The 21044-nt window shown below is 59.9% G+C and carries 19 protein-coding genes; 6 read left to right on the forward strand and 13 right to left on the reverse strand.

The window, feature by feature from the left end; translation table 11 throughout:
- Positions 1–7: 7 nt before the first annotated feature.
- Together NJC38_RS03895 and NJC38_RS03900 are read right to left on the reverse strand one after the other, a co-directional pair.
- Positions 8–682, reverse strand: coding sequence for a hypothetical protein (locus NJC38_RS03895; protein ID WP_253111706.1), 675 nt, complete (start codon positions 680–682; stop codon positions 8–10).
- 237 nt (positions 683–919) lie between these two features.
- Positions 920–1834, reverse strand: coding sequence for a LysR family transcriptional regulator (locus NJC38_RS03900; protein ID WP_253111707.1), 915 nt, complete (start codon positions 1832–1834; stop codon positions 920–922).
- 177 nt (positions 1835–2011) lie between these two features.
- Between NJC38_RS03900 and NJC38_RS03905 the strand changes: the two genes are divergently transcribed.
- Positions 2012–2917 carry a TauD/TfdA family dioxygenase gene (locus NJC38_RS03905; RefSeq protein ID WP_045483286.1) on the forward strand — a complete coding sequence of 302 codons (906 nt, stop codon included), beginning with the start codon at positions 2012–2014 and terminating at the stop codon, positions 2915–2917.
- Positions 2918–2992: 75 nt separating this feature from the next.
- On the opposite strand, the gene NJC38_RS03910 is transcribed toward NJC38_RS03905, so the two are convergent.
- Positions 2993–4594 (reverse strand): sulfatase-like hydrolase/transferase, encoded by a 1602-nt coding sequence (locus NJC38_RS03910; protein ID WP_366855439.1) that lies wholly within the window; start codon positions 4592–4594, stop codon positions 2993–2995.
- Positions 4595–4877: 283 nt separating this feature from the next.
- On the opposite strand from NJC38_RS03910, the gene NJC38_RS03915 reads away from it, so the two are divergent.
- Positions 4878–7241 carry a TonB-dependent receptor gene (locus tag NJC38_RS03915; protein WP_045483280.1) on the forward strand — a complete coding sequence of 788 codons (2364 nt, stop codon included), beginning with the start codon at positions 4878–4880 and terminating at the stop codon, positions 7239–7241.
- 65 nt (positions 7242–7306) lie between these two features.
- Here the strand turns inward: NJC38_RS03915 and NJC38_RS03920 are convergent, their stop codons facing one another.
- The 6 genes from NJC38_RS03920 to NJC38_RS03945 all read right to left on the reverse strand — a co-directional run bounded on the left by NJC38_RS03920 (position 7307) and on the right by NJC38_RS03945 (position 14247).
- Positions 7307–8260 (reverse strand): LysR family transcriptional regulator, encoded by a 954-nt coding sequence (locus NJC38_RS03920; protein ID WP_253111708.1) that lies wholly within the window; start codon positions 8258–8260, stop codon positions 7307–7309.
- A gap of 187 nt (positions 8261–8447) precedes the next feature.
- A complete protein-coding gene (ycaC, locus tag NJC38_RS03925) occupies positions 8448–9074 on the reverse strand; it encodes an isochorismate family cysteine hydrolase YcaC (protein ID WP_045483275.1) in 627 nt (208 codons plus the stop codon).
- Positions 9075–9290: 216 nt separating this feature from the next.
- The gene (locus NJC38_RS03930) at positions 9291–10532 is read right to left on the reverse strand and encodes an OprD family porin (RefSeq protein ID WP_253111709.1); all 1242 of its coding nucleotides are present in this window, start codon (positions 10530–10532) and stop codon (positions 9291–9293) included.
- Between the two features lie 72 nt (positions 10533–10604).
- Positions 10605–11939 (reverse strand): MFS transporter, encoded by a 1335-nt coding sequence (locus NJC38_RS03935; RefSeq protein ID WP_253111710.1) that lies wholly within the window; start codon positions 11937–11939, stop codon positions 10605–10607.
- Positions 11940–12179: 240 nt separating this feature from the next.
- Complete coding sequence (locus NJC38_RS03940; protein ID WP_045483266.1) at positions 12180–13259, reverse strand: aromatic ring-hydroxylating dioxygenase subunit alpha; 1080 nt, start codon at positions 13257–13259, stop codon at positions 12180–12182.
- A gap of 34 nt (positions 13260–13293) precedes the next feature.
- Positions 13294–14247: a PDR/VanB family oxidoreductase gene (locus NJC38_RS03945; RefSeq protein ID WP_253111858.1), complete on the reverse strand. Its 954-nt coding sequence runs from the start codon at positions 14245–14247 to the stop codon at positions 13294–13296.
- 252 nt (positions 14248–14499) lie between these two features.
- Between NJC38_RS03945 and NJC38_RS03950 the strand changes: the two genes are divergently transcribed.
- Complete coding sequence (locus NJC38_RS03950) at positions 14500–14970, forward strand: MarR family winged helix-turn-helix transcriptional regulator (protein WP_045483260.1); 471 nt, start codon at positions 14500–14502, stop codon at positions 14968–14970.
- 9 nt (positions 14971–14979) lie between these two features.
- On the opposite strand, the gene NJC38_RS03955 is transcribed toward NJC38_RS03950, so the two are convergent.
- On the reverse strand, positions 14980–15450 hold the full coding sequence (locus tag NJC38_RS03955; protein ID WP_253111711.1) for a DUF2269 domain-containing protein: 471 nt from the start codon (positions 15448–15450) through the stop codon (positions 14980–14982).
- Positions 15447–16553, reverse strand: coding sequence for a saccharopine dehydrogenase (locus tag NJC38_RS03960; RefSeq protein WP_253111712.1), 1107 nt, complete (start codon positions 16551–16553; stop codon positions 15447–15449). The genes NJC38_RS03955 and NJC38_RS03960 overlap by 4 nt, the downstream gene beginning before the upstream one ends.
- 206 nt (positions 16554–16759) lie before the next feature.
- Here NJC38_RS03960 and NJC38_RS03965 point away from each other — a divergent pair, with 206 nt between their 5' ends.
- Positions 16760–17041 (forward strand): hypothetical protein, encoded by a 282-nt coding sequence (locus tag NJC38_RS03965; RefSeq protein WP_253111713.1) that lies wholly within the window; start codon positions 16760–16762, stop codon positions 17039–17041.
- A complete protein-coding gene (locus NJC38_RS03970) occupies positions 17038–17793 on the forward strand; it encodes an NAD-dependent deacylase (protein WP_253111714.1) in 756 nt (251 codons plus the stop codon). Before NJC38_RS03965 ends, NJC38_RS03970 begins: the two co-directional genes overlap by 4 nt.
- 12 nt (positions 17794–17805) lie before the next feature.
- Here the strand turns inward: NJC38_RS03970 and NJC38_RS03975 are convergent, their stop codons facing one another.
- On the reverse strand, positions 17806–19446 hold the full coding sequence (locus tag NJC38_RS03975) for a methyl-accepting chemotaxis protein (protein ID WP_253111715.1): 1641 nt from the start codon (positions 19444–19446) through the stop codon (positions 17806–17808).
- Between the two features lie 225 nt (positions 19447–19671).
- On the reverse strand, positions 19672–20004 hold the full coding sequence (locus tag NJC38_RS03980; RefSeq protein ID WP_253111716.1) for a hypothetical protein: 333 nt from the start codon (positions 20002–20004) through the stop codon (positions 19672–19674).
- A gap of 128 nt (positions 20005–20132) precedes the next feature.
- Here NJC38_RS03980 and NJC38_RS03985 point away from each other — a divergent pair, with 128 nt between their 5' ends.
- Positions 20133–20420: a helix-turn-helix transcriptional regulator gene (locus NJC38_RS03985; protein ID WP_253111717.1), complete on the forward strand. Its 288-nt coding sequence runs from the start codon at positions 20133–20135 to the stop codon at positions 20418–20420.
- Positions 20421–21044: the final 624 nt, after the last annotated feature.

The raw sequence follows: 21044 nt of genomic DNA on the forward strand, positions 1-21044 counted from the left end.
TTCACGATTAAACGACAACATCCACCAACGGCTCTTCGCGCTTCTCGCCCTTTTCAAGAATCTGGCTAATGAGGTTTTTGTATATGTCTTGTGAGTCGCTCGTCATCAGTTTTCTGTAATCCACCGTGTCCTTAAAGTTCAGCAGGTCCAGCTTGTATTTTCCGCCGAACGCCTTGTCATCATGGTCAACAAGTTCCATGGCCAGTTTGGCGAACTTGACCACGCTATTTGTGAATTTTTTGTCTTCGTTCAAAAGCGATGTCAGGTATTTACGTTCGTGCTCGGTGAACGAGTTTTCCGGGTCGAGAAGTTTGACTTTTCCATCATCGCCCAGCGTATAGCTGAAGTTCTTTTTGGCCAGATCCTGCCGGTAGATACCTACTTCGGTGAGGCATTTTCCATAGTGCTCACCCTGAGATTTTAGCGCATCGATTGAATCTCTCTTCAGCTCACTCAGATACATTTCCTTGGCTGCCGCGCTTTGTTCTGGCGTCATTTCGCTCTTGTTATAGCCTTTCAGCCACGGCTCTGCCTCGCGGGTGTAGAACGCTTTTGCCCGAGCGTGTCTTTCGTCTTCGACGCTGTGCGCAAGGTTGGGCGCTGCCTGTTCCGCGCTGGTTACGGCGGGGTTGGCAGGCAAGTGAGCAGGTATGATCGTTGAGGTGATACCGGTGATAGTCATAGCGAGATACTCCAGTTGAATGGTTCGCTATTTGTGACGGCCAGCCGGCGGCTAACTTGTCCTGATAATGGTGTAGGAAGTTTCTGAAGTGTGGTCTGGTTGTGAGTGGGGTCTCATCTTTTTTCGTAATCGAACAGAATTGGCTTTAGCCGCGAAGGCTTCGCTGCTGAAGCAGCTCCTACGGGGGGCCGGGTTTATTGTGCGACAGCGTGGTGCCGAGGCAATGGGACCTATGATCTAAGCCGCCTTGTGCACCTGATCCAGGCTGATAATCGTGTCGATCATCGCTCTGGCTGCCGGTGACAGGCGAAAGCCTGCGCGGCAGACGATGCCGCAGCGCGCGCCGACGCCCATCTGTTCGATGGGCAGGTTGCGCCAGTGCAGGCGGACCAGTTCGCCGGGGGCGACATCCTCGGTAAAACACTCTTCGGTGCTGATGCCGATGGCGTTGGTTTGCCGGACGATTTTCATCAGGCTGGCGAAATGATCGGTCTGGATGCCGGGGCTGAAGTCGTCGCGGCCACTGGCGCTGGCCAGCAGTTTGCGAAACCCCGGCGGCAGCAGGGTGGCAGCCAGCGGGTAGTCGAACATATCGTTGGTCGACAGGCTGTCCTTGGCCAGCAGCGGATGGCCGGGCCGGCAGAAGAACACCCCGCGCTTGGGTGTCAGCGCCTGGGTGTGGAAGTTCGGGTCGGACTCGAAGTGGCGGATATCGGCAATGAAGAACTCGATTTCTTCACGGCTCAGGCTGCGGCTGAGTTTTTCCCAGTTGTCCACTTCAAAGCCCACCTTGACCCTTGGGTAGGCGCTGATGAAGCTGGCGACCGCATCGGGCACCAGTTTTACCGCCGGTGCCGGGCCGCAACCGAATTGCAGCTCGCCAGCATCGAGCTTGGTCATTTCGGCCACTTCGCGGGTGAGCTGGTTGGCGCCCTTGACCAGGCGCAAGGCGTGCTGCAGCACCACATGGCCTTCCGGGGTCGGGCGCAGGTCTTTGCTGGCGCGGTCGACCAGCACGCAGCCGAATTCCTGTTCCAGGCTCTGGATGCTGCGGCTGAATGCCGGCTGGGTAATGCCCATGGCTTCGGCACCACGGACAAAGCTGCGGTGTTCGTTGAGCGCGATGAAGTAGCGCAACTGGCGAAGATCCATATGCATTCCCGGCATTTGAAAAATAGGTCGAAGGTATTGGCCCTCGGGCTGGGGACAGGTTTTAAATGCAGACTCTTATTCCGTCAACGAAGCGTTTGTTTTTTAGATATAGCGTTTATGCATATCTATAGCTCGCTGCCTCGTTGACCACTGTCTGCCGGCCCTGAGGGATCAACCATGAGCAATGCCGCAATCGCCAAGCAACCTGTGCCTCATCAACTCGACCTCAAGCCGGTGGCTGGGCGCATCGGTGCCGAAGTGCGCGGGGTCACCCTGAGCGACACCCTCGACCCGGTGCTGGTCGAGGCCATTCAACAGGCACTGCTGGAGCATAAGGTGCTGTTCTTCCGTGGCCAGACCCACCTAGACGACCAAGGCCAGGAAGCGTTCGCCAAACTGCTCGGTGAGCCGGTGCCACACCCGACGGTGCCCGTGCGCGAAGGCTCCAGCTACCTGATGCAACTGAGCGCCGCCGATGGCCAGCGCGCCAACTCCTGGCACACCGACGTGACGTTCGTCGCGGCCTACCCCAAGGCGTCGATCCTGCGTTCGGTGGTGGCTCCGCAGTCCGGGGGCGACACGGTATGGGCCAATGCCGCGGCTGCTTACAACGACCTGAGCCCCGAGCTGCGCGAGCTGGCCGACCAGCTATGGGCGGTGCACAGCAACGAGTACGACTATGCCAACCCGCGCCCGAACGTCACTGCAGAGCAGGCGGCGAAGTACCGCAAGACCTTCACTTCCACAGTGTTCGAGACCGAGCACCCGGTGGTGCGTGTGCATCCGCTCAGTGGCGAGCGCTCGTTGCTGTTGGGGCACTTCGTCAAACGTATCAAGGGCTATTCACAGGCCAATTCGGTGCACCTGTTTGAGTTGCTGCAGAGCCACGTGATTCGTCTGGAAAACACCGTGCGCTGGCGCTGGAGCGTGGGCGACGTGGCCATCTGGGATAACCGCGCGACCCAACACTACGCCGTCGACGACTACGGCGATCAGGCGCGCATCGTGCGCCGCGTGACCCTGCAAGGTGAAGTGCCGGTGGGTGTGCATGGCCAGCGCAGCGTCACCACACGCGGCGCTTGATGGGTGGCTGGCAACAGGTATGCGGCGCCTGCATTGGCCAGCACGCTGACTTCCAGCGGGTCAGCGTTGTGCCGCTTACCACACCCCGATCGGCACCAGCTTTTGTTCGGCCGGCTCGCCATAGCGAAAGCGCTGGCCGCGCAGGTCGATTTCGCTGTTGCTGATGGTGGTGCGCCGTTTCAGGCCGCGCAGCCAGTCGAACAGATACCCCTGATGCTGTTCGCGCACGCTGGCATAGGCCGGGTCGCTGCCCAGGTCGTGCAGTTCCTGCGGGTCGTTTTCCAGGTCGAACAACTGCGGGCGAAAGCCATCGTACGCCAAGTACTTGAAGCGCTCGCTGCGCACCATGTACATGCGGCAGCGGTCGATGGCCTGGCCCAGTCGTTCGCGGGCCGGGGCCTGGAAGGCGTAGTCGTACTCGGCGATGGCGTAGCGGCGCCAGTCGGGTTGTTCACCGTGCAGCAGCGGTATCCATGAGCGGCCCTCCAGGCGGTGATCGGCTGCCGGCAGGCCCAACGCCTGCAAAAAAGTCGGCAGGGCGTCGATGGTTTCTACCAGGCGCTCATCCACTGTGCCGCGGGTCACATCCGCTTGCGGTCGTGGGTCACGGACGATCAGCGGGATGCCCACCGCCTGTTCCAGTAGAAACTCTTTTTCGCCCAGATAGTGGTCGCCGAGAAAATCGCCGTGATCGCTGGTGAATACGATCAGCGTGTCGTCCCAGCGACCGTTGCTTTGCAGGTGCTCGAACAGCCGGCCAAGTTGATCGTCGATCTGCTTGATCAGGCCCATGTAGGTCGGCACCACATTCAGGCGCACTTGATCGCGAGAAAAGTTCTGGCTCTCTTGATGCTGACGAAACGCGGCGTACACCGGGTGATCGTTGGGTTCGGCCGGCTGGATCGGGTCGATCACTTGCGCATGGCTGTACAGTGCGTGATAGGGCGCAGGCGCAATATAGGGCCAGTGCGGCTTGATGTACGACAGGTGCAGGCACCAGGGTTGCTCGCCTTGTTCATCGATGAAGTCGATCGCGCGTTCGGTGGTGTACACCGTCTCTGAGTACTGTTCGGGAATGCGCGCCGGTCGATGCGCATTGCGCATCTTCCAGCCGCTGAGCAGCTCACCGTTTTCGCCTTCGGCCGCGTTGGCCCAGTCATGCCACGGGTTGTCGCCGGCAAAGCCCTGCTCGCGCAGGTAGTGGGTATAAGGCGCGCTCTCGCGTTTTTCTGTGAATACCGGGTCGTCAGGGTACAGGCCGTCGTGGCGCACATAGGGTTCAAAACCCACTTCGTCGAGTTGCTGCACCTGCGCGCTGCCTGCCGGCAGGTTCAGGCGTTGCTGTGCGTCGCTGTTGGGGGTGGCGTGGGTCTTGCCCACCAGCGCAGTGCGAATCCCTGTCGGGCGCAGGTAGTCACCGATCGTCAGCTCATCCAGTGGCAACGGCACGGCATTCCACGCCACTTGATGACTGCTCACATAACGCCCGGTATAGGCCGACATCCGTGAGGGGCCACAAATAGTGCCTTGGGTGTAGGCGCGGCTGAAGCGCACCCCGGCAGCGGCCAGGCGGTCGATGTTCGGCGTGTGCAGATGCGGGTGGCCGTAACAGGACAGGTAATCACGACGCAGTTGGTCGCACATGATGTAAAGCACATTGCGCACAGGTTTGGACACGGTTCACCACCGATTGCAAAAAGGCTTATTTGCGCCGTTACGAGCCTATGCGGCAAGCGCATTTATTGAATATCCACGATGCGCGGCGTGCATAACATTAGCCCTTTTCGCATATGCATTTTGCACATTAAAAATATTGGGCAAATGCATTTCCCAAGTCTGGATGGACTCCTTTTAAATGCATGCTCTTATGCATTTGAAATCTTTTAATTAATAAATATATAACTTAATAGAATATTCGAGCGAGTCGCCGTTTGTGTGTGATTGCTTGAAAGGAGCCTGTATGAACCCGTCCGCAACGACTCATCCGCTGCCGCGCTGGCCACTTAAACGTCTACCTTTGGCGCTGTTGCTGGCGGGTTGTGCCGGCGGGTCATATGCCCATGCCGCCGAGACCTCGCTCAATGCCGAGCCGCCCCAGGCAGGCACCTCGCAGGCCGCCGACGCGCAATTGAAAACCGTGACCGTGACGGCCAGACGCCGTGAGGAGAGTGCGCAGAACGTGCCGACGCCGATCAGCGTGGTCAGTGGCCAGACCCTGGAAAGCCAGCGCGTTTATCGTATTCAGGACCTGCAACAACTGACCCCAAGCTTGAACGTGGCTTACATGCACGCCCGGCAGTCCAGTGTGTCGATCCGCGGTCTGGGTAACAACCCGGCCAGTGACGGTTTGGAGGGCAGTGCCGGGTTGTACATCGATAACGTTTATCTGGGCCGCCCCGGCATGGCGGTGTTCGACCTGATGGACATCGAGCAACTGGAAGTGCTGCGCGGCCCGCAAGGTACGCTGTTTGGCAAAAACACCACTGCCGGGGTGGTCAATATCAGCACTCGGGCGCCGAGCTTTACCCCGGAACGTACGATTGAAACCTCGGTGGCTGAAGACGGTTTTTTCCAGACCAAAGGCACGATCTCCGGGCCACTCAGTGATGAACTGGCCGGGCGTTTTTCGGCTTACCGCAGCCGTAGCGATGGCGACCTGAAAAACGAATACAACGGCCATGACCTCAATGGCGGCTCGCGCGAAGGCTTTCGTGGTCAGTTGCTGTACAAGCCCAGCGAAGACTTCAACCTGCGCCTGATCGGCGACTATAACGAAGAGTCTTCCAGTGCCGGCACCCGCGCGCTGTACAGCACCGGCCCGACCATCAATGGCGTAAACCGCTATGAGTCGCGGGCTGCCGCTGCCGGCGCCACTCTGGTCAATGGCCGCGATCGCAAGGTCAATATCGACGCCACCCAGCGGGTCACTGTGCACCAGGGCGGCTTGTCACTGGAAGCCAACTGGAAGTTGCCCAGCGATTTCACCCTGACCTCGGTCAGCGCCTATCGCTGGTGGGATTTCAGCCCGCGTAACGACGACGGCATCAACGTGCCGGCCAGTTACAACGGTGGTGTCTCGGTACAGAGCCAGCAATGGTCGCAGGAAATCCGGCTGGCTTCGCCCACCGGCGGTGCCTTCGATTACGTGCTTGGCGCTTACTACTATGGCTCGGACCTGGACAACACCAACAAGGCCAGCAACGGCCCGCTGGCCGATGTCTGGAACGGCACTGCCGCAGGCGCGCTGGCCAATGTCGAGAGCGTTGCCAAGGGCCATATCGACACCAACAGCTTCGCACTGTTTGGCCAAGGCACCTGGCACCTGACGCCAAAGCTGGACTTTACTGCGGGCATTCGCGGCACCTATGAAGAAAAGAGCGCTTGGGTCAACCGCAGCGCGCCAACCGGCGGCGTGGCGGTGACCGGTGCTGCGCTGACCGCGCGCAACGGTCGGTATGGTGTCTATGACTCCGGCGATCTTAACCAGTACAGCATCAGCCCGTCGGGGCTGCTCAACCTGAGCTACAAGTTCAGCGACGATGTGCTGGGTTACGCGACCCTGTCGCACGGCGAGAAGTCTGGCGGCGTCAATCTCACGGTTGGCACCGCACCGACTGCCGGTGCCGACTCGCTGTTGATCGGTGCCGAGCGCGCCAACAACCTCGAGCTGGGCGTCAAGAGCACCCTGTGGGACAACCGTCTGCAACTCAACGGCAACCTGTTCTGGACCCAGGTCAACGGCTACCAGACCACCGCTTACGACCAAGCCAACCGCGTGCAGTACCTGACCAACGCAGGCTCTGTGCGTTCACGCGGCGCGGAGCTGGAGGCTACTGTGGTGCCGCTGCGCGGCCTGACCCTCAACCTCAACGGCTCTTACAACGACGTGCGTTATCTGTCGTACAAGGATGCACCGTGCCCGCCGGAGGTCAGCTTGCGTCCCGGTGCCCCGGCATCCTGCGACCTGAGCGGCAATCAGGTGGTCGGCGCCTCGAAGTGGATTGCTAACTTCAACGGTGAATACACGTGGGGCTGGGACAACGGCCTGGAGCAGTACGTGACCGGCAGCTACGCCTATCGCTCGCGGGCTGTGGGCATCGTCGAAGACTCCGTGCATGCGCAGATCCCCGGCTACGGCGTGGCCAACTTCGCCACCGGCTTGCGCGGCGACTGGGGCCAGGGTCAGTGGGATGTGTCGCTGTGGGTGAAGAACGCCTTCGACAAGACCTACTACACCTCCTTGTGGAGTGAGCCTAACGGCGGCTACTCGGGCTTTATGGGCGCACCGCGGACCGTGGGTGTGACCGGGCGTTACGACTTCTGAAATGCTTTGAGGCATAAGCATCTCCTGCGGGTGAATGCTTGTAGGCCCGGCCCGGCCGGGCCTATCTACACCCCGACATGCGGCATTGGCACGCCGCTGAGGTGGTCGGCCAGGTGCAGATCGGTCTTTTCGATCAGGCCGATCATCGCCTTGGCCAGCGATGACAAGGACCTCGCGTTACGGCTGACGATGCCGTAGCGCGTGTTCATTTCTTCCAGATGCGGCGGCAGGTCCACCGGTTGCAGCCAGTGCAACTCAGCGGTGAACAAGGCCGGTTCCGGGTTCATTGCATTACCGATGGCAATGGCATCCGAATGGCGGACCACATTGAGCAACGCGTAGGTGTGCTCGCATTCCACCTGAGGCACGAAATCGCGGCGGCCGCTGTATTCGGCGAGTAACTTGCGGATGTTCGGGGGGCGGAAGGTGGTGGCCAGCGGATAGCCGAACAGCTCTTTGCAAGTCACCGATGCCTGCTGCGCCAAGGGGTGATCGGCGCGGCAATAAAAGCGCATGCGTTGTGCACGCAGGCGGGTGATGCGGTAATCGGGGTCCGCTTCAAAGCGCCGGGTGTCGGCCACGAAAAATTCGATGTCCTCGCTGATCAACCGCTGGTTGAGGTCCTGCCAGTTATCCACCTGAAAATGCACTTTGGCCTTGGGATACTCGGCGATGAACAGCGCTACGGCCCTGGGCACCAGCTGCCCGGCCGGCGCCGGTCCGCAACCGAATCGCAGGGTGCCGATTTCTGCCCCGTTCAGGCGGCCAATCTCGTTGTTCAGCTCCTGGGCCTCGCGGATCAGCCGCCGGGCATGTTCCAGCACCACCAGGCCCTGCTGGGTCGGCGGCAGTTCCTTGCTGGCCCGGTCGACCAGTTGAAACCCCGTACTGTGCTCCAGCGCCTGGATGCTGCGACTGAACGCCGACTGCGACAGATTGACCGCGGCGGCGGCCGCGACAAAGCTGCGGTGCTCGGCTAGGGCGATAAAGTGACGAAGCTGGCGAAGGTCGATATGCATGGTTTACATCTGAGCGTTCGGTTGGATGCAGGGGCTGCAAGAGGGTGAACGCTCTTATAGAAGTAAACGCTTATTCCTGAAACAGTTAATAAGAGATATGCATATTTCAGAGAGGAATATGTCGCCCAGTCGCGTAAAAGCAGGCCTGCCGGGGAGCGTCAGCTTGAGTTCCCGGCAGGCCTTCGGCTCAGCGCGAAGTCAGCGCGGTGTAGCTGTTCATCAGGTTGCGGTAGTTAGGGATGCGCTGGCTCAGCAGGTTACCCAGGCCTTCGATATCGTTGCGCCAGTCGCGGTGCAGCTCACAAGCCACCGAGAACCAGTTCATCAACTGCGCGCCCGCCTGGCTCATACGGTTCCATGCGGCTTGCTGCACGGTCTCGTTGAAGGTGCCGGAAGCGTCAGTCACCACGAACACATCAAAGCCTTCTGCCAGAGCCGACAAGGCCGGGAAGGTCACGCACACGTCAGTCACCACTCCGGCGATGATCAGTTGCTTGCGGCCGGTGGCTTTGATCGCTTTGACAAACTCTTCGTTGTCCCAGGCGTTGATCTGGCCAGGGCGGGCGATGTACGGCGCATCCGGGAACTGCTCTTTCAATTCAGGGATCAGCGGGCCATTGGGGCCTTGTTCAAAGCTGGTGGTGAGAATGGTCGGCAGGTTGAAAAACTTGGCCAGATCACCCAGCGCCAGCACGTTGTTCTTGAACTCGTTTGGCGAGAAATCCTGCACCAGCGAGATCAGGCCGGTCTGGTGGTCGATCAGCAGTACTACGGCGTCGTCTTTGTTCAGGCGGTTGTAGGTGAAGTTGGCCATGGGGTAAGTCCTTTATCTGAGAGGTTTTGAGTAAGTTGTTGAGTCAGTGCGCTGTGTTCAGCGCTGTGTTCAACCTGGGCACAGATTAAGGATTTACCTGAACGGGATAAATCGGCTGAAAAGCGTTTTACTGTCACCTTGAAAGCGACAATCCCCAGCCTGATGCCGGGGGTTGTCGTGGCGTGGGTCAGACCTTGCGCCAATGGCAGCGCATGGTTACCAAAGCTTCCAGGTGTAATCGATGTTCACGCGGGTTTCGTTGTCACTTCTGAACGTGGCAGCCGAACTCAGGTCGCTGCGATAGAAATTCTGCCGCAGCCGCAGCGCCAGCCCCTTCACAGGGCCTGACTGCACTGCATAGGACAGCTCGAAATCCTTGGACGACTCCGATAAGTCATCCCCCCCGAGTGCCGGGAGATTGATGTGACTGCCGTGCAGGTAGCGCGCCATGGCCCTGAGGCCGGGAATGCCCAGCCCGGCGAAATCGTAGTCGTAGCGTAGCGCCCAGGTCTGCTCCTTCGGGTTGACGAAGTCCGCACTCATTGTCCCGTCGCTCAACACATTGGGCTCGCCACCTGCGAGGTAGACCATGGCGGTGTCACCGGTCTGGCGCATGTGACCCAGGCCGAAGCTGTGTGCGCCCATCTGGTAGGTGAACATCACCCCGGTGCTCCGGTTATCCACCCGGCCAGATTCTGCGCGCCCATCCTCACGGCTATCAAAAATGCGCAGGTCAGTTTTCAACAGGCCCGGACCGATGGGCAGCGTGTGCAAAAGCCCCCAAAAATGCTGTTGATAGATGTTGTCGAGTTTGGCGTAGTTGTAACGCAGCGTCAGCGCGTCGGACCACTTGTAATCACCGGCGATGAAATCAAACTCTTGCGAAGAGGCGCCGGGCCGAAAGCGGCCATTGGGAGAGGCGATCGAGATGGGCTGGTAGTCCGTGGAGTCGCGCATGTTCACTCGGTCCATTCGCCCCAGATGCAGTGATAAATCCTTGATGTCACCTGACTGTAAATAGGCGCCCCGGAAGGTTTGTGGAAGCAGGCGCGCAGGGCTGCCGGTGAGGACCGGCAGGTTGGGAAATTGTGTGCCTACCGAGAGTTGGGTCTTGGAAACCCTGGCTTTGAGTGCCGCCCCCAGCTCTGAGTATTCGTCACGCGCCTGTCGGGTCTGCGGGTTAAAGGCCAATAGCTGGGTTGCGGTTCTGTCGGGTGACGAGTCGAGCTTCAGACCCAGCATGCCGGTCAGGTCCAGGCCCAGCCCAATGGGGCCTTCGGTGAAGCCGGAGTGGGCCTTGAGGATGAAACCCTGCGCCCATTCCCTGGCTTCGGCGTACGGTGTGGCACCCTTGTAATCACGGTCCAGATAAAAGTTGCGTGACATTAATGTCACGGTTGAATCCTTCAGCAGTTCTGCCTCGGCGCAGAAAGACACACACACGCCCAGCGCGCCCATGCTCAACAGCTGGGGGCAACTCATACGGTTAGTCATTGCGAGCATCCTGATTTCTTGTTTTTGTCAGTTCAGTCAGTTGGCGCTGGCCGGTGCCAGGCGCGCCGTTGCCCGGCGCTTGAGGCCCCAGACCACCAGCGCGGCCAGAACGAAGGCGCTGGCAAACAAGATGTAGAGCTTCGACGGGCTCCAGTTGGCATCGATCAAGTGACCGGCAACCAACGGTGAGAGGATGGCCCCGATACGGCCCATGCCGATTCCCCAGCCCAGGCCTGTTACCCGCTGTGACGCGCTGTAGAAAGACGGGGCAAGGGCATACAGCCCGGCGACGCAGCCGTTGACGAATACGCCGATGGCCAGTGCCACGGCAAAGGCCAGTGTGAGGTTGTGGGTGAACTGGACGAACAGCGCGAGCAACAGCGCATTGATGATGAGGTACAGCATCAGCAGGCGAGCCAGTGGGTAGCGGGCAGCCAGCAGCCCGATGACGGTCGTGCCGACGATGCCGCCCATGTTAAGCAGTACACCGCCCGTGATGCCTTGGGCGTTGGAGAGGCCGGCCGAGACCAGTAGCCTGGGCGTCCAGCTCAGCACAAAGTAGAAGCCGAACATCACCAGAAAGAAGGCCAGCCAGATCAGCAAGGTTGAACGCAGCAGTGCCGGTGAAAACAATTCGGCTACCGTATCGCGCATGCGCGCACGGCTGGTGTCGTTAACGGTGGGCAGCGCGCTGATGGTGTTCAGTTTTACGCGTACCAGCAGTTTATTGATCTTGGCCAGGGCGCCGACCGGTTGGCGAGACGTCAGAAAGGCAAGTGACTCTGGAAGCCAGAGAAACAGCAGCGGCAGTGTCGAGAGCGTGGTGATGCCGCCGTACAGAAACACCGAGCGCCATCCTTGGGTCGGGATGATCTGAGCGGCAATGATCCCGCCAATCGTTGCACCCAGCGCGTAGGCCGTCGACTGCAAACTGATTGCCAGCCCGCGCCATTTTTTGTTGGCGTATTCGCCGGCAATCACGTAACTGCTGGCCAGAACCCCACCAATGCCAAGGCCCGTAATCAGCCGCAGAATGGCGAGTGTTTCTAAACTGTTTGCTTGAGAGGAGGCGAGCATACCCAGTCCGGCGATGCTCACGCAGAGCATGATCAGCGGGCGTCTGCCGAACCGGTCCGCCCAGGGCGCAATAAACAACGAGCCGATTGCCATGCCGACCAATCCGGCACTGAGCAGGTAGCCGACGCGGATGCCGTTGAGTCCCCAGTCTGCCGAAACCGACGCGGCGGTGAAGGCCATTACCAGCACGTCGAAGCCGTCGAGCATGTTGATCAGGATGCAAAGAGCGATCACGCCCCATTGAGAACTGACCATGGGTTTTTCGTCCATTAGTTGCCCAATTGACTTGTCCATATCGTCAAACCTCCTTGTTCAATGGCAATGAATTGAGCAAAAGCAAGGCGGCCGAAGCCTGCCCGATAAATCGGGAAGATTGCTTACACATAGCGCTATACCTTTTATTGTTGTTTAAACAGCACGCACGGGTTAACCAGCACCTCAGTTTCTCGACGAGTCACAAAGGCGTTGCTTTCATCTCATTTCAGTCAGTCTGCCGTTGGACTTGCAGACGGGGGCGGGGCAGGTGTAGCGGCCTCATGCCGGGTCGGATTGGCGCAGGCGCTCAATGATTTTGCGCGCCCGATTTGCGCCGACGTCGACATGGATATCGATCATGGGGCGTTCGCCGAATCGGCACATGTTCTTGTACTGGGCCTCAATGATGATTTTGTCTTCATCAAAGGTCAGCGCGGTTTGTTCGATGACCTTTGCCTTGACCTCTGCATGATTGCTTTCGGGGTTGGTGGCCATCGACCAGAAATAGTGGGTTGTATTTTCGGTCTCGGGTGTGACGCCATGGAACCCACGCATGTGAAATCCGCCGCGTTCAGGGTCTTGCAGAGACTCTGTGTTGGCGTCAACGGCGCCCGTCCAGATGCGCAGGTGGCTGACATGAAACTCGATCTCTTGCCAACGATCGATGTTTCCCTTGAACGGGTAGGCGGCAGAGTAGGTGGGCGGCGGTGTCGAGTTGGGCATGTGACGGATGACCTTGACCACATCGCCTTCGCTTTGCACGGTCATTTGCGCATGCATATGAACGTTGGCATTGCCACCAATCGTCTTCAGATGCACATAACCCAGATGGCTGAGATCCATCAGGTTGTCGTGAATAAGCTGGTAGGGCGCGTCGTAGTGGTACACGTCACCGTCAAACAGATACTTGCCGCTGCTGTGCACGTTGTACTCGGGCGGTTCGCAGGTCGGCTCCGGGTGCGACTCGCTGCCAAACCAGACCCAGACGATCTGGTCACGCTCGCGGACATGAAACAGGGCGACCTTGGCCTTGCCGGGCACTTTTTCCTGACCCGGAATCTCGATGCACTTGCCTGCAGAATCGAACAGCAGCCCGTGGTATCCACAACGAAGCCCACCGCTTTCCAGTGTGCCGCTGGAGAGTGGCAGCGCCCGGTGGCAGCAGCGATCTTCCAGAGCAGCGACTTGCCCGTCCGCTGTACGAAACAGCACCACCGCTTTATTCAACAGTGTGCGGCCGACCGGTTTGTCTTTCAGCTCCCAGCCCAGCGCCGCGACATACCACTGATCGAGTGGAAATTTGGGCAGGGTGGATTGCTTGCCGACCTCATAGGCCAGCTCTTTGGTTGAGGTATTCATAGGCTTTTCCGATGCTGTTGTTAGAGTGGGAAAGTCAGAGATCCAGGACCAGACGCGGTGTTTTGGCACGTGAGCAGCACGGGGTGAACTGGTCGTTCAATGCATGCTCGGCCTTGGTCATGAACTGGTCGCGATGATCGGGCGTGCCTTCAAGGACCTGGGTCATACAGCTGCCGCAGATGCCCTGTTCACAGGAGCTTTGTATCTCGATACCGGCCTCATCAAGCACTTCGAAGACGCTGCGGTCGGCCGGGATCTGAAAAGTGAGGGACGATCGTGCGAGCACCACTTCAAACGCTTGATCGCCGGTCTGATCGACAGGTGCGGCGGCGAAGAACTCCCGATGAACCTGTTCCTGCGGCCAGTGCGCAGCTTCGGCGGCCTTCAGGATGTAATCCATGAACCCGCCTGGGCCACACACATACAGGTGAACGCCAGTCACGGGGGACTGCAGCAACAGGCTCGCATTCAACGCGGCGTCCGGGCCGGCGCTGTCATCGTGCAGCACCACGTTCCGGGCAAAGGGCGCTGACTCAAGCACATCGATAAACGCGGCTTTTGCTTTGGCGCGAAAGCAGTAGTGCAACTCGAAATCAACGCCGCGCTGGGACAGCTCATAGGCCATCGCCAGCATGGGTGTGATGCCAATGCCACCGGCGATCAGAAGGTGTTTTTTCCCATCGGGCGACAGTGGAAAAAGATTTCGTGGCGCACTGATGGTGAGTTCCTGGCCTTCCTGCACAAGCTCGTGCATGGCCTGCGAACCGCCCCTTGAGTGGGGATCACGCAGGACACCAATCAGGTAGCGATGGCGTTCTTCAGGGTGGTTGCAGAGCGAGTACTGGCGCACCGTCCCTGCTGGGGTCCAGACATCGATATGGGCGCCTGCGGTGAACGCGGGCAGGATCTGCTCGTCGACGGGGGACAGCTCGAAGCTGCAGATATCATCGGCCACAAGGTGCTTGTGGCTAACCTTTACACGGAGCATGGCTTCTCCCTCCACAGTCAAGTGGCACAAAAATGTTCAATAGGGGCTGAGCGCTTAGCTCACGTGGTGGCGCAGGGCGGGTGCAGGATAGGTGTGTGGTTCATGAGGATTCCCGTTATTTATTCTTGTGGGATCAGGCTGTCGCTTATGATGCGATCAGCACGCACGGTTCGTGGAATGTAGAATCGGCGTATTTAGTTGCGGTGTCAACCAATTTGCCTGAAACGTTTGATTCTTAAGGTTCGTATTTTTATGCCTGCACCCACTCAGCTTGATCTTGTTCGCTACGTTCCGGCGTTGCTGACCTTCTTGGCCAACAAACTGGCTACGGGCGCTTCTCTGACGTACCGCAAGCACTTTGGTATCGGCGTGGTCGAGTGGCGCTTGCTTTCAATGCTTGCGGTGGAGAACAACATCACGGCCAACCGCGTATGCCAGGTCATCGGGCTGGACAAGGGGGCGGTCAGCAGATCCCTTCAGGCCCTGGAACAACAGGGCTATGCGACCAGCCAGGTGGATAAGCTCGACGGTCGGCGCTATACCGTCAGCCTGACGCCAGAAGGCAAGGCTTTGCATGATCGGGTATTGAAAGTCGCGCTGGAGCGCGAGAGCCGGTTGCTCGACGGCCTGTCGTCCGCGGAGGTGGATACACTCGTCGACCTGCTGGGGCGCTTACAGAAAAACATTCCGCACGTGAACGAGTACGATCCGCCCGCGCCATGAGGGCATGCTTTAAAACAAGCCCTGCTTGGTCACCATCAACAGCACAATCACGAACATCCCGGCGAACCCCGCCACGCCCATCCATAGCCATGGCCGGTACAGCCGGTTCCAGTTCGACGGCAGTGCCAGACCGCGCTCGGCGGCGTGTTCGGCCAGGCTCTGCATGCGTTTTTGCAGCACCAGCACCGGCAGCCACAACAGGCCGACCGCGACAAACACGATCAGCGCATCGCGCAGCCAGGGCTGGGCTATCGACAGACCGGTCAGGTGCAGCATGCCAAGGCCAGTGGCCAATTGCAGGACCCCGGCCGGGGTGGTGATCCAGGTGTCAAAGCGCACCACCATCTGTGCCACTGAGGCGATGACCACAGGGTTGCGGGTACGCTGCGCGGCGATCAGGTACAGGTACGAACCCATACCGAAACCGAACAGAAATATCGCTGCGATGACGTGCAGATACTTGAGGTACAGGTAAGTCATGCCGGACCTTGGTACTGCACGCTGAGCCGGATATCGTTCGGTGCGTCGATGGCGGCCAGGTACTCGGCCACGCTGATTTCGTCCAGGCAAGGGCGCGCGCCTGCTGCAGGCCGGTAACCGTTGGCCAGCTTGCGGGCCAACGCCACCGAGGCGCAGCTGGGTATTTCCGGGCCTTTCTCGCGTGCGGCGGTGAGCTGGATATTCAGGCGCAACGGCAGGTTGTTGTGGTCCACGCCATGGGCCTCGATGTACAGCGCGCTGAGACCGTTACCGAACCGTTCGCAGGCCGTGCCCAGCCGATGCAGGCGCCGCGCCCAGGGTAGCGGGTCGTTGATCAGCCCCATGCGCCGCGCCTGGGCCAGCAGCGCATTGGCCAGGGCGCCGGGCATCAGGCCGGGACCGGCCTTGAACACTAGCTCACGGGCGCCATAACGGGCGCCGAACAGGTCCATGTCCGGTACATCGACATTGGCCAGCCAGCGCCAGCCCAGCCCCGCTAAATGCCGGCGTTGCAAGCCCAGCCAGCCTGGCACCGCGTGGGGCTGGCCATTGCGGCGTTGCAGGATCGGCTGGCCAGCGTAAGCCAGGACGCCCTCGATGGTGGCCAGGCCGGGCATCTTCGAGGACGAGGAAATGCCGTGCTCGATCCGGTCGATGCGGCTGAAGCGCTGGCGGTGTTCATCCAGCAACGCCGCCGACAGGCTCGGCACCGAACTGCAGCCGCTGAGCACGGCGACCCCGGCCGCTTTGGCCTGGGCATCGAGCACATCAATACCGTTGACGAAGGTCCGGCAGTCGGCCAGGTCGCAGTAATGCACGCCCGCTTCGATGCACTGCTCGGCGACCCGGTAGGGCTGCCCCTGAAACGGCCCGCCGGTGTGGATCACCAGATTGATCTGCAACTGACGCAGCGCCTCGGCAAACCCTGCCCCCTGGGCGTCACCGCACCAGGTCTGCAGCGGGAATTGGCCTGCCAGCTTGTGCAAACGCGCCGCATCGCGCCCGGCCGCGAACAGCTCGATGCCCGGCGCACCGGACAGATGCCGACAGACGATAAAACCGAAATTGCCGTAGCCGCCGACAACCAGCACCCTGAATGACATGCGTGACTCCCTGTGAGGTTCGGGGGATTCTAGGCGTGCAGCAAAGGTGCAACAACCGCTCAGGCATGCTATTGCGATAGCGGTGTCAGTGTCAGGCATTGCGCCACGAGTCGCAGGTGCCTGGGCAAACAGGTGCGCCGCCTGCAGAGCTGCCGGCTACAAGTGGGTGCCGGGTGTTGAACGAAAAACAATCTGGAGTCATGACCATGCGAAAACCTGGGCCGCGCTGCGGCACGCCATTGTTGTATAGCGGTGAGCTGCAAGTGCGTCCTGAACTGGAAGCCGTCGCGAACCTGCTCAAGAGCCAGCCTTATACCGCCATACCCGGCTGGCGCGACGACGGCACCTGGGAGCTATGGACGGTCAAGGGTGACGGTCAGACTTCACCACGAATCATCAGCGGGCCAGATACGCCTTTCTCCAGCCGTGAAGCGGCACTGGAGGCCGGGGCCAGGTGGTGGGCTGCTCAGCAGGAGCATGAGGCATGAGCGGGTTTGCGGCGTGTGACTTGCGTGATGCAGGGCATGTGGTGGTGTTTACCGGCGCCGGGGTGTCTGCCGAAAGTGGCATTCCCACCTTTCGCGATGCCCTGACGGGGTTGTGGGCGCGCTATGACCCTGCTGCCCTGGCCACCGCCGAGGCCTTTGAGCGTGATCCGGCGCTGGTCTGGGGCTGGTACGAATGGCGCCGGGCCAAGGTCCTGAGCGCTGCGCCCAATGCCGCGCACCAAGCAATTGCCGAACTGGCGCAGCGAGTACCGAAGCTTACGGTAGTGACCCAGAACGTCGACGACCTGCACGAGCGTGCCGGCAGCCAGGATGTGCTGCACCTGCATGGTAGCTTGCATGCGTCGCGCTGTTTCGACTGCGCACAGCCCCATGAACTGCCCTTGCTGGTGCCTGAGCATCCGGAAGCGGGACAACGCATCGAACCGCCGCTGTGTCGCCACTGTCATGGGATGGTTCGGCCCGGTGTGGTCTGGTTTGGCGAGTCGCTGCCCGAACTGGCCTGGGAGCGTGCGCTGGAGGCGGCACGCAGCTGCGACCTGCTGCTATCGGTCGGGACCTCCGGCCTGGTGCAGCCGGCCGCAGAAATTCCGCGTATCGCCTTGCGTCACGGGGCGCAGGTGGTGCACATCAATCTGCAACCCGAACCGGTCAACGGCATACGGGAATACACACTGGCCGGCAGAGCGGCGCAGGTGTTGCCGACGCTGCTGGCGCAAGTGTCGGGGCAGTGAGCCCGCAGCGGCTCAGGTCATGAACACGCCAAGCCCCACCTTCAGCGCCTGAGCATTGTTGCCCAGGGTGGTGGCCGAGTCGTGGATCTCGGTCACGCCCTGATGCGTCTGTTCGAAGGTTTCATGCATGCCGCCCAGGCGGCCGGCGATGTCGGTCACCGCGTGCTGGATTTCTTCGCTGCTGGCCAGGGCGCGGTCCATGGTGTCGCTGACCTGGCCCATTTGTTTGACCAGCCCGTCGATCACATCCAGGGTACCGTCCGAGGCGGTGGCAAGGTTGCGCGACTGTTCGGCCGCGCTGCCCATGCGCTGGGCGGTCTGGCGGATACCCTGGGTTACAGCGCTGATCACTTGCTGGGCGTCGGTCAGCACGCTCTGGGTCTGGCCGGCCAGCTTGCGCACTTCATCGGCCACCACCGCAAAGCCGCGCCCGGCTTCACCGGCACGCGCAGCTTCGATGGCGGCGTTGAGTGCCAGCAGGTTGGTCTGGTCAGAAATCCCGGCAATCATCTGCAGCACCTGACCGATCTGTTCGGCCTCGCTGCTCAGGCGGTTCAGGTCACCGGCCAGTTCTATATTGGCCGAGGTGCTGTGGTGCACATCGCCGATCAGGCTTTTGAGGTCTTGATGGGTGCGGGTCAGTTCGCTGGTGGCGCATTCCAGGTAACCGCGCACCGTGCCGGCCAGATTGGACGACTGCTCGGCCGACTGACGAATCGACTGGCCGTGCTGGTTGATATCGGCCAGTTGGCCACCGGCTTGCTGGATGCGCCTCGCAATGTCTTCTGCCAGCAACAGAAAGGTCGCGGCCAGCCGCTGGTTGTTGTCAGCCATGCCCGAGGCGCTGCCCAGGGTCTGGCGCACGTCCTGCAACAGGCTCGACAGGCGTTTGCCCATCTGGCCCATTTCATCGCCGGTGATGACGGTCACGGTGGTCGACAGGTCGCGTTTGTCAGCAATATGGTTGAGCTGGCCGGTCAGGTGGTGAATGCCCTGCACCAGCATCCGCGCCGCCAGCCACGACAGCAGCAAACCGATACCGAAGGTGGCGGCGCCGATCAGCAACAGGCTGTACAGGCTGGCGCGGATAGCCTGTTGCAGGGCGGTCAGGGTGACATCCACACCGACCACATAGGCCTGACCGCTGGCGGTGCGCAGTGGCAGGAAGATCGAGCGGAAACTGCCATAGCTGTCGGTGTACTCATCAAACTGCGCTTGCCCGCTGCGCGCCGCCTCCAGCACTGCCGGGCTGGCATCGGTGTAATGCTGCAGGTGTTTGGAATAGCTGTTATTGGCAATGTCGGCAGCGCTGGAGCCGTCGGCCAGGTAATACACCTGGCCCTGTGCATCGACCATCATGCTGTAGGCATACTTGAGATCCACATCCCCGGCGTACTCGCCCAGGTTGCGCACCTGGCTGAGGTACTCGCCTTCCTTGAGGCCATCGGCCTTGCGCGCGCGGTCAAGGTAGTTGTCGCCCAGCACTCGCGGCACCGCATAAGCTGCGGTGCGCAGGCGATTGTCGATCTGCTGGCGGATGTCCTGAGTCTTGGCGTATTGGGCGTAGCTGATGAACGACACCACACTGATCAGGTTGACCACGGTCAACACTAGCAGCAGCTTGGTTTGCAAACTGAAATTACGCAAAGGCATAGTGCAGCATCCAGGCTGAATTATTTTCTGTAGCCAGTGTCTCGAACAGAAGTGCGAAAACTTTAGTGGCATTTTGCCAAGATTAACGGCGGCGCCGCGTTACGAGTTGATCCAGATCAAGCGATGTTCGCAGAACTCCCGTCAGCAACGAGCCGAAAGCCCCAGCCTGAACCTGTTGCGGCTTGGCTGGGCAGCACCGGGCGCTGTGCGCAAAGAAACGTTTGGTTACTTGTCTGCCTGCCGCTCGCGCTGCGAAGCCAGCGCGTTTTTCAAGGCAATCTCCGCGTATTCCATGAAGACCCTGGCCAGTTGTTTCAGGGCGACTTCCTCAGCCTCGCTGCCGGCCACGAAGTTGAAATCGATTGGGCGCTTGCTGTACTCGGGCAGCTGTTCCCAGTCTTTCATTAAATAGCAGCAGAGCGCGCTGACCATTTCGGCACGCACATGGGCCTGTTCATTTGTGGTGCAAGTTTCGAGCGCCGAGCTTGACGGGGAATCGGGGGACAATAATGAAAAAAGATGGGCCGTTAGTTGCGTTTTCAAGTCCTTGGTGATCATGAGCGAGTTGCTTCCTGCTGGGGGCGGTACTAAAACTGAGAGGATAAATTTTAGGTGTGACTGCTATAGCGTGTAGTGCTATTGCATGCATTCAAGCGAAAACCCTTTCTTTTGTAAAGGGGCACGCCATGGAGCTGAGCAAAGCCGTCGGTGCTGCGCTGAAAGAAGTTCGAGAGTCCAAAGGACTGACCCAGGAAGATTTTGTCGGGGTCAGCGGCCGGACCTACCTTTCTGAAATCGAACGGGGCTTGAAAAGCCCCACGCTGGAGAAGCTCGATCAACTGGCAGCGAGGATGGGCGTCCATCCGCTGGAACTGTTGGTCGTGTGCTACGCAAAGCGCGGTGCGCTCAGCCAGGAGGAGGTGGTCAAGCTTCTTCTGGAAAGGCTAAACGTCCGTATGGGAAAGATAACGTGAAGCAGGCTTTATAGCTCGATGGTAAGGAAGTTATGAAATCCGCACTTGTTAGTTGATGAGTGGGTCAGTTTTTTCAGCATGTTCGATCGGGCGCGTTCAGCAAGCACTGAAGTAAATGAATCTTGCGACCCGATTTTCCAGAGCACTGGCAGCGGGTCCAATCACTTTTTCTGCAAGCCTGATACAAGCTGGCGGCAATGCGCCCAGGCAGCGCCTTATCATAGACTTCGCTATCAATCAGATGATCGACTTCCTTAAGGGCCGGGCCACGGCGCCGCAGAGCTGCGCCAGCGCCTCGGAGGTCGTCAGGTACGCATGGTTGTCGAGATCCATTGTGTGCTCCAGATTCAGGTGTGCTGATGCACCAGACGATAGCGATGCCCGGTCATGGCCGATAGCTCGTCCAGCAACTGATCATTGATCGGCCAGTTCCAGAACCGAAGTAGACCGGGACATTGCATGCGTTCTAGCCGGCGCTCCCGATCCGGAATTCAATACATAGCGGATTGAGTGGGGCCGGATAATCGCTTGGCTGGGCCTCAGCAATTTGTGAGCGGCTTTAGCCGCAAGGCTGTTCACTTAAGCACGTATGCCCCCGGTGGGAGCAGCCGGCCGGCGCTCCGG

Source organism: Pseudomonas sp. 21LCFQ010 (assembly GCF_024129905.1).
Classification (GTDB): Bacteria; Pseudomonadota; Gammaproteobacteria; order Pseudomonadales; family Pseudomonadaceae; genus Aquipseudomonas.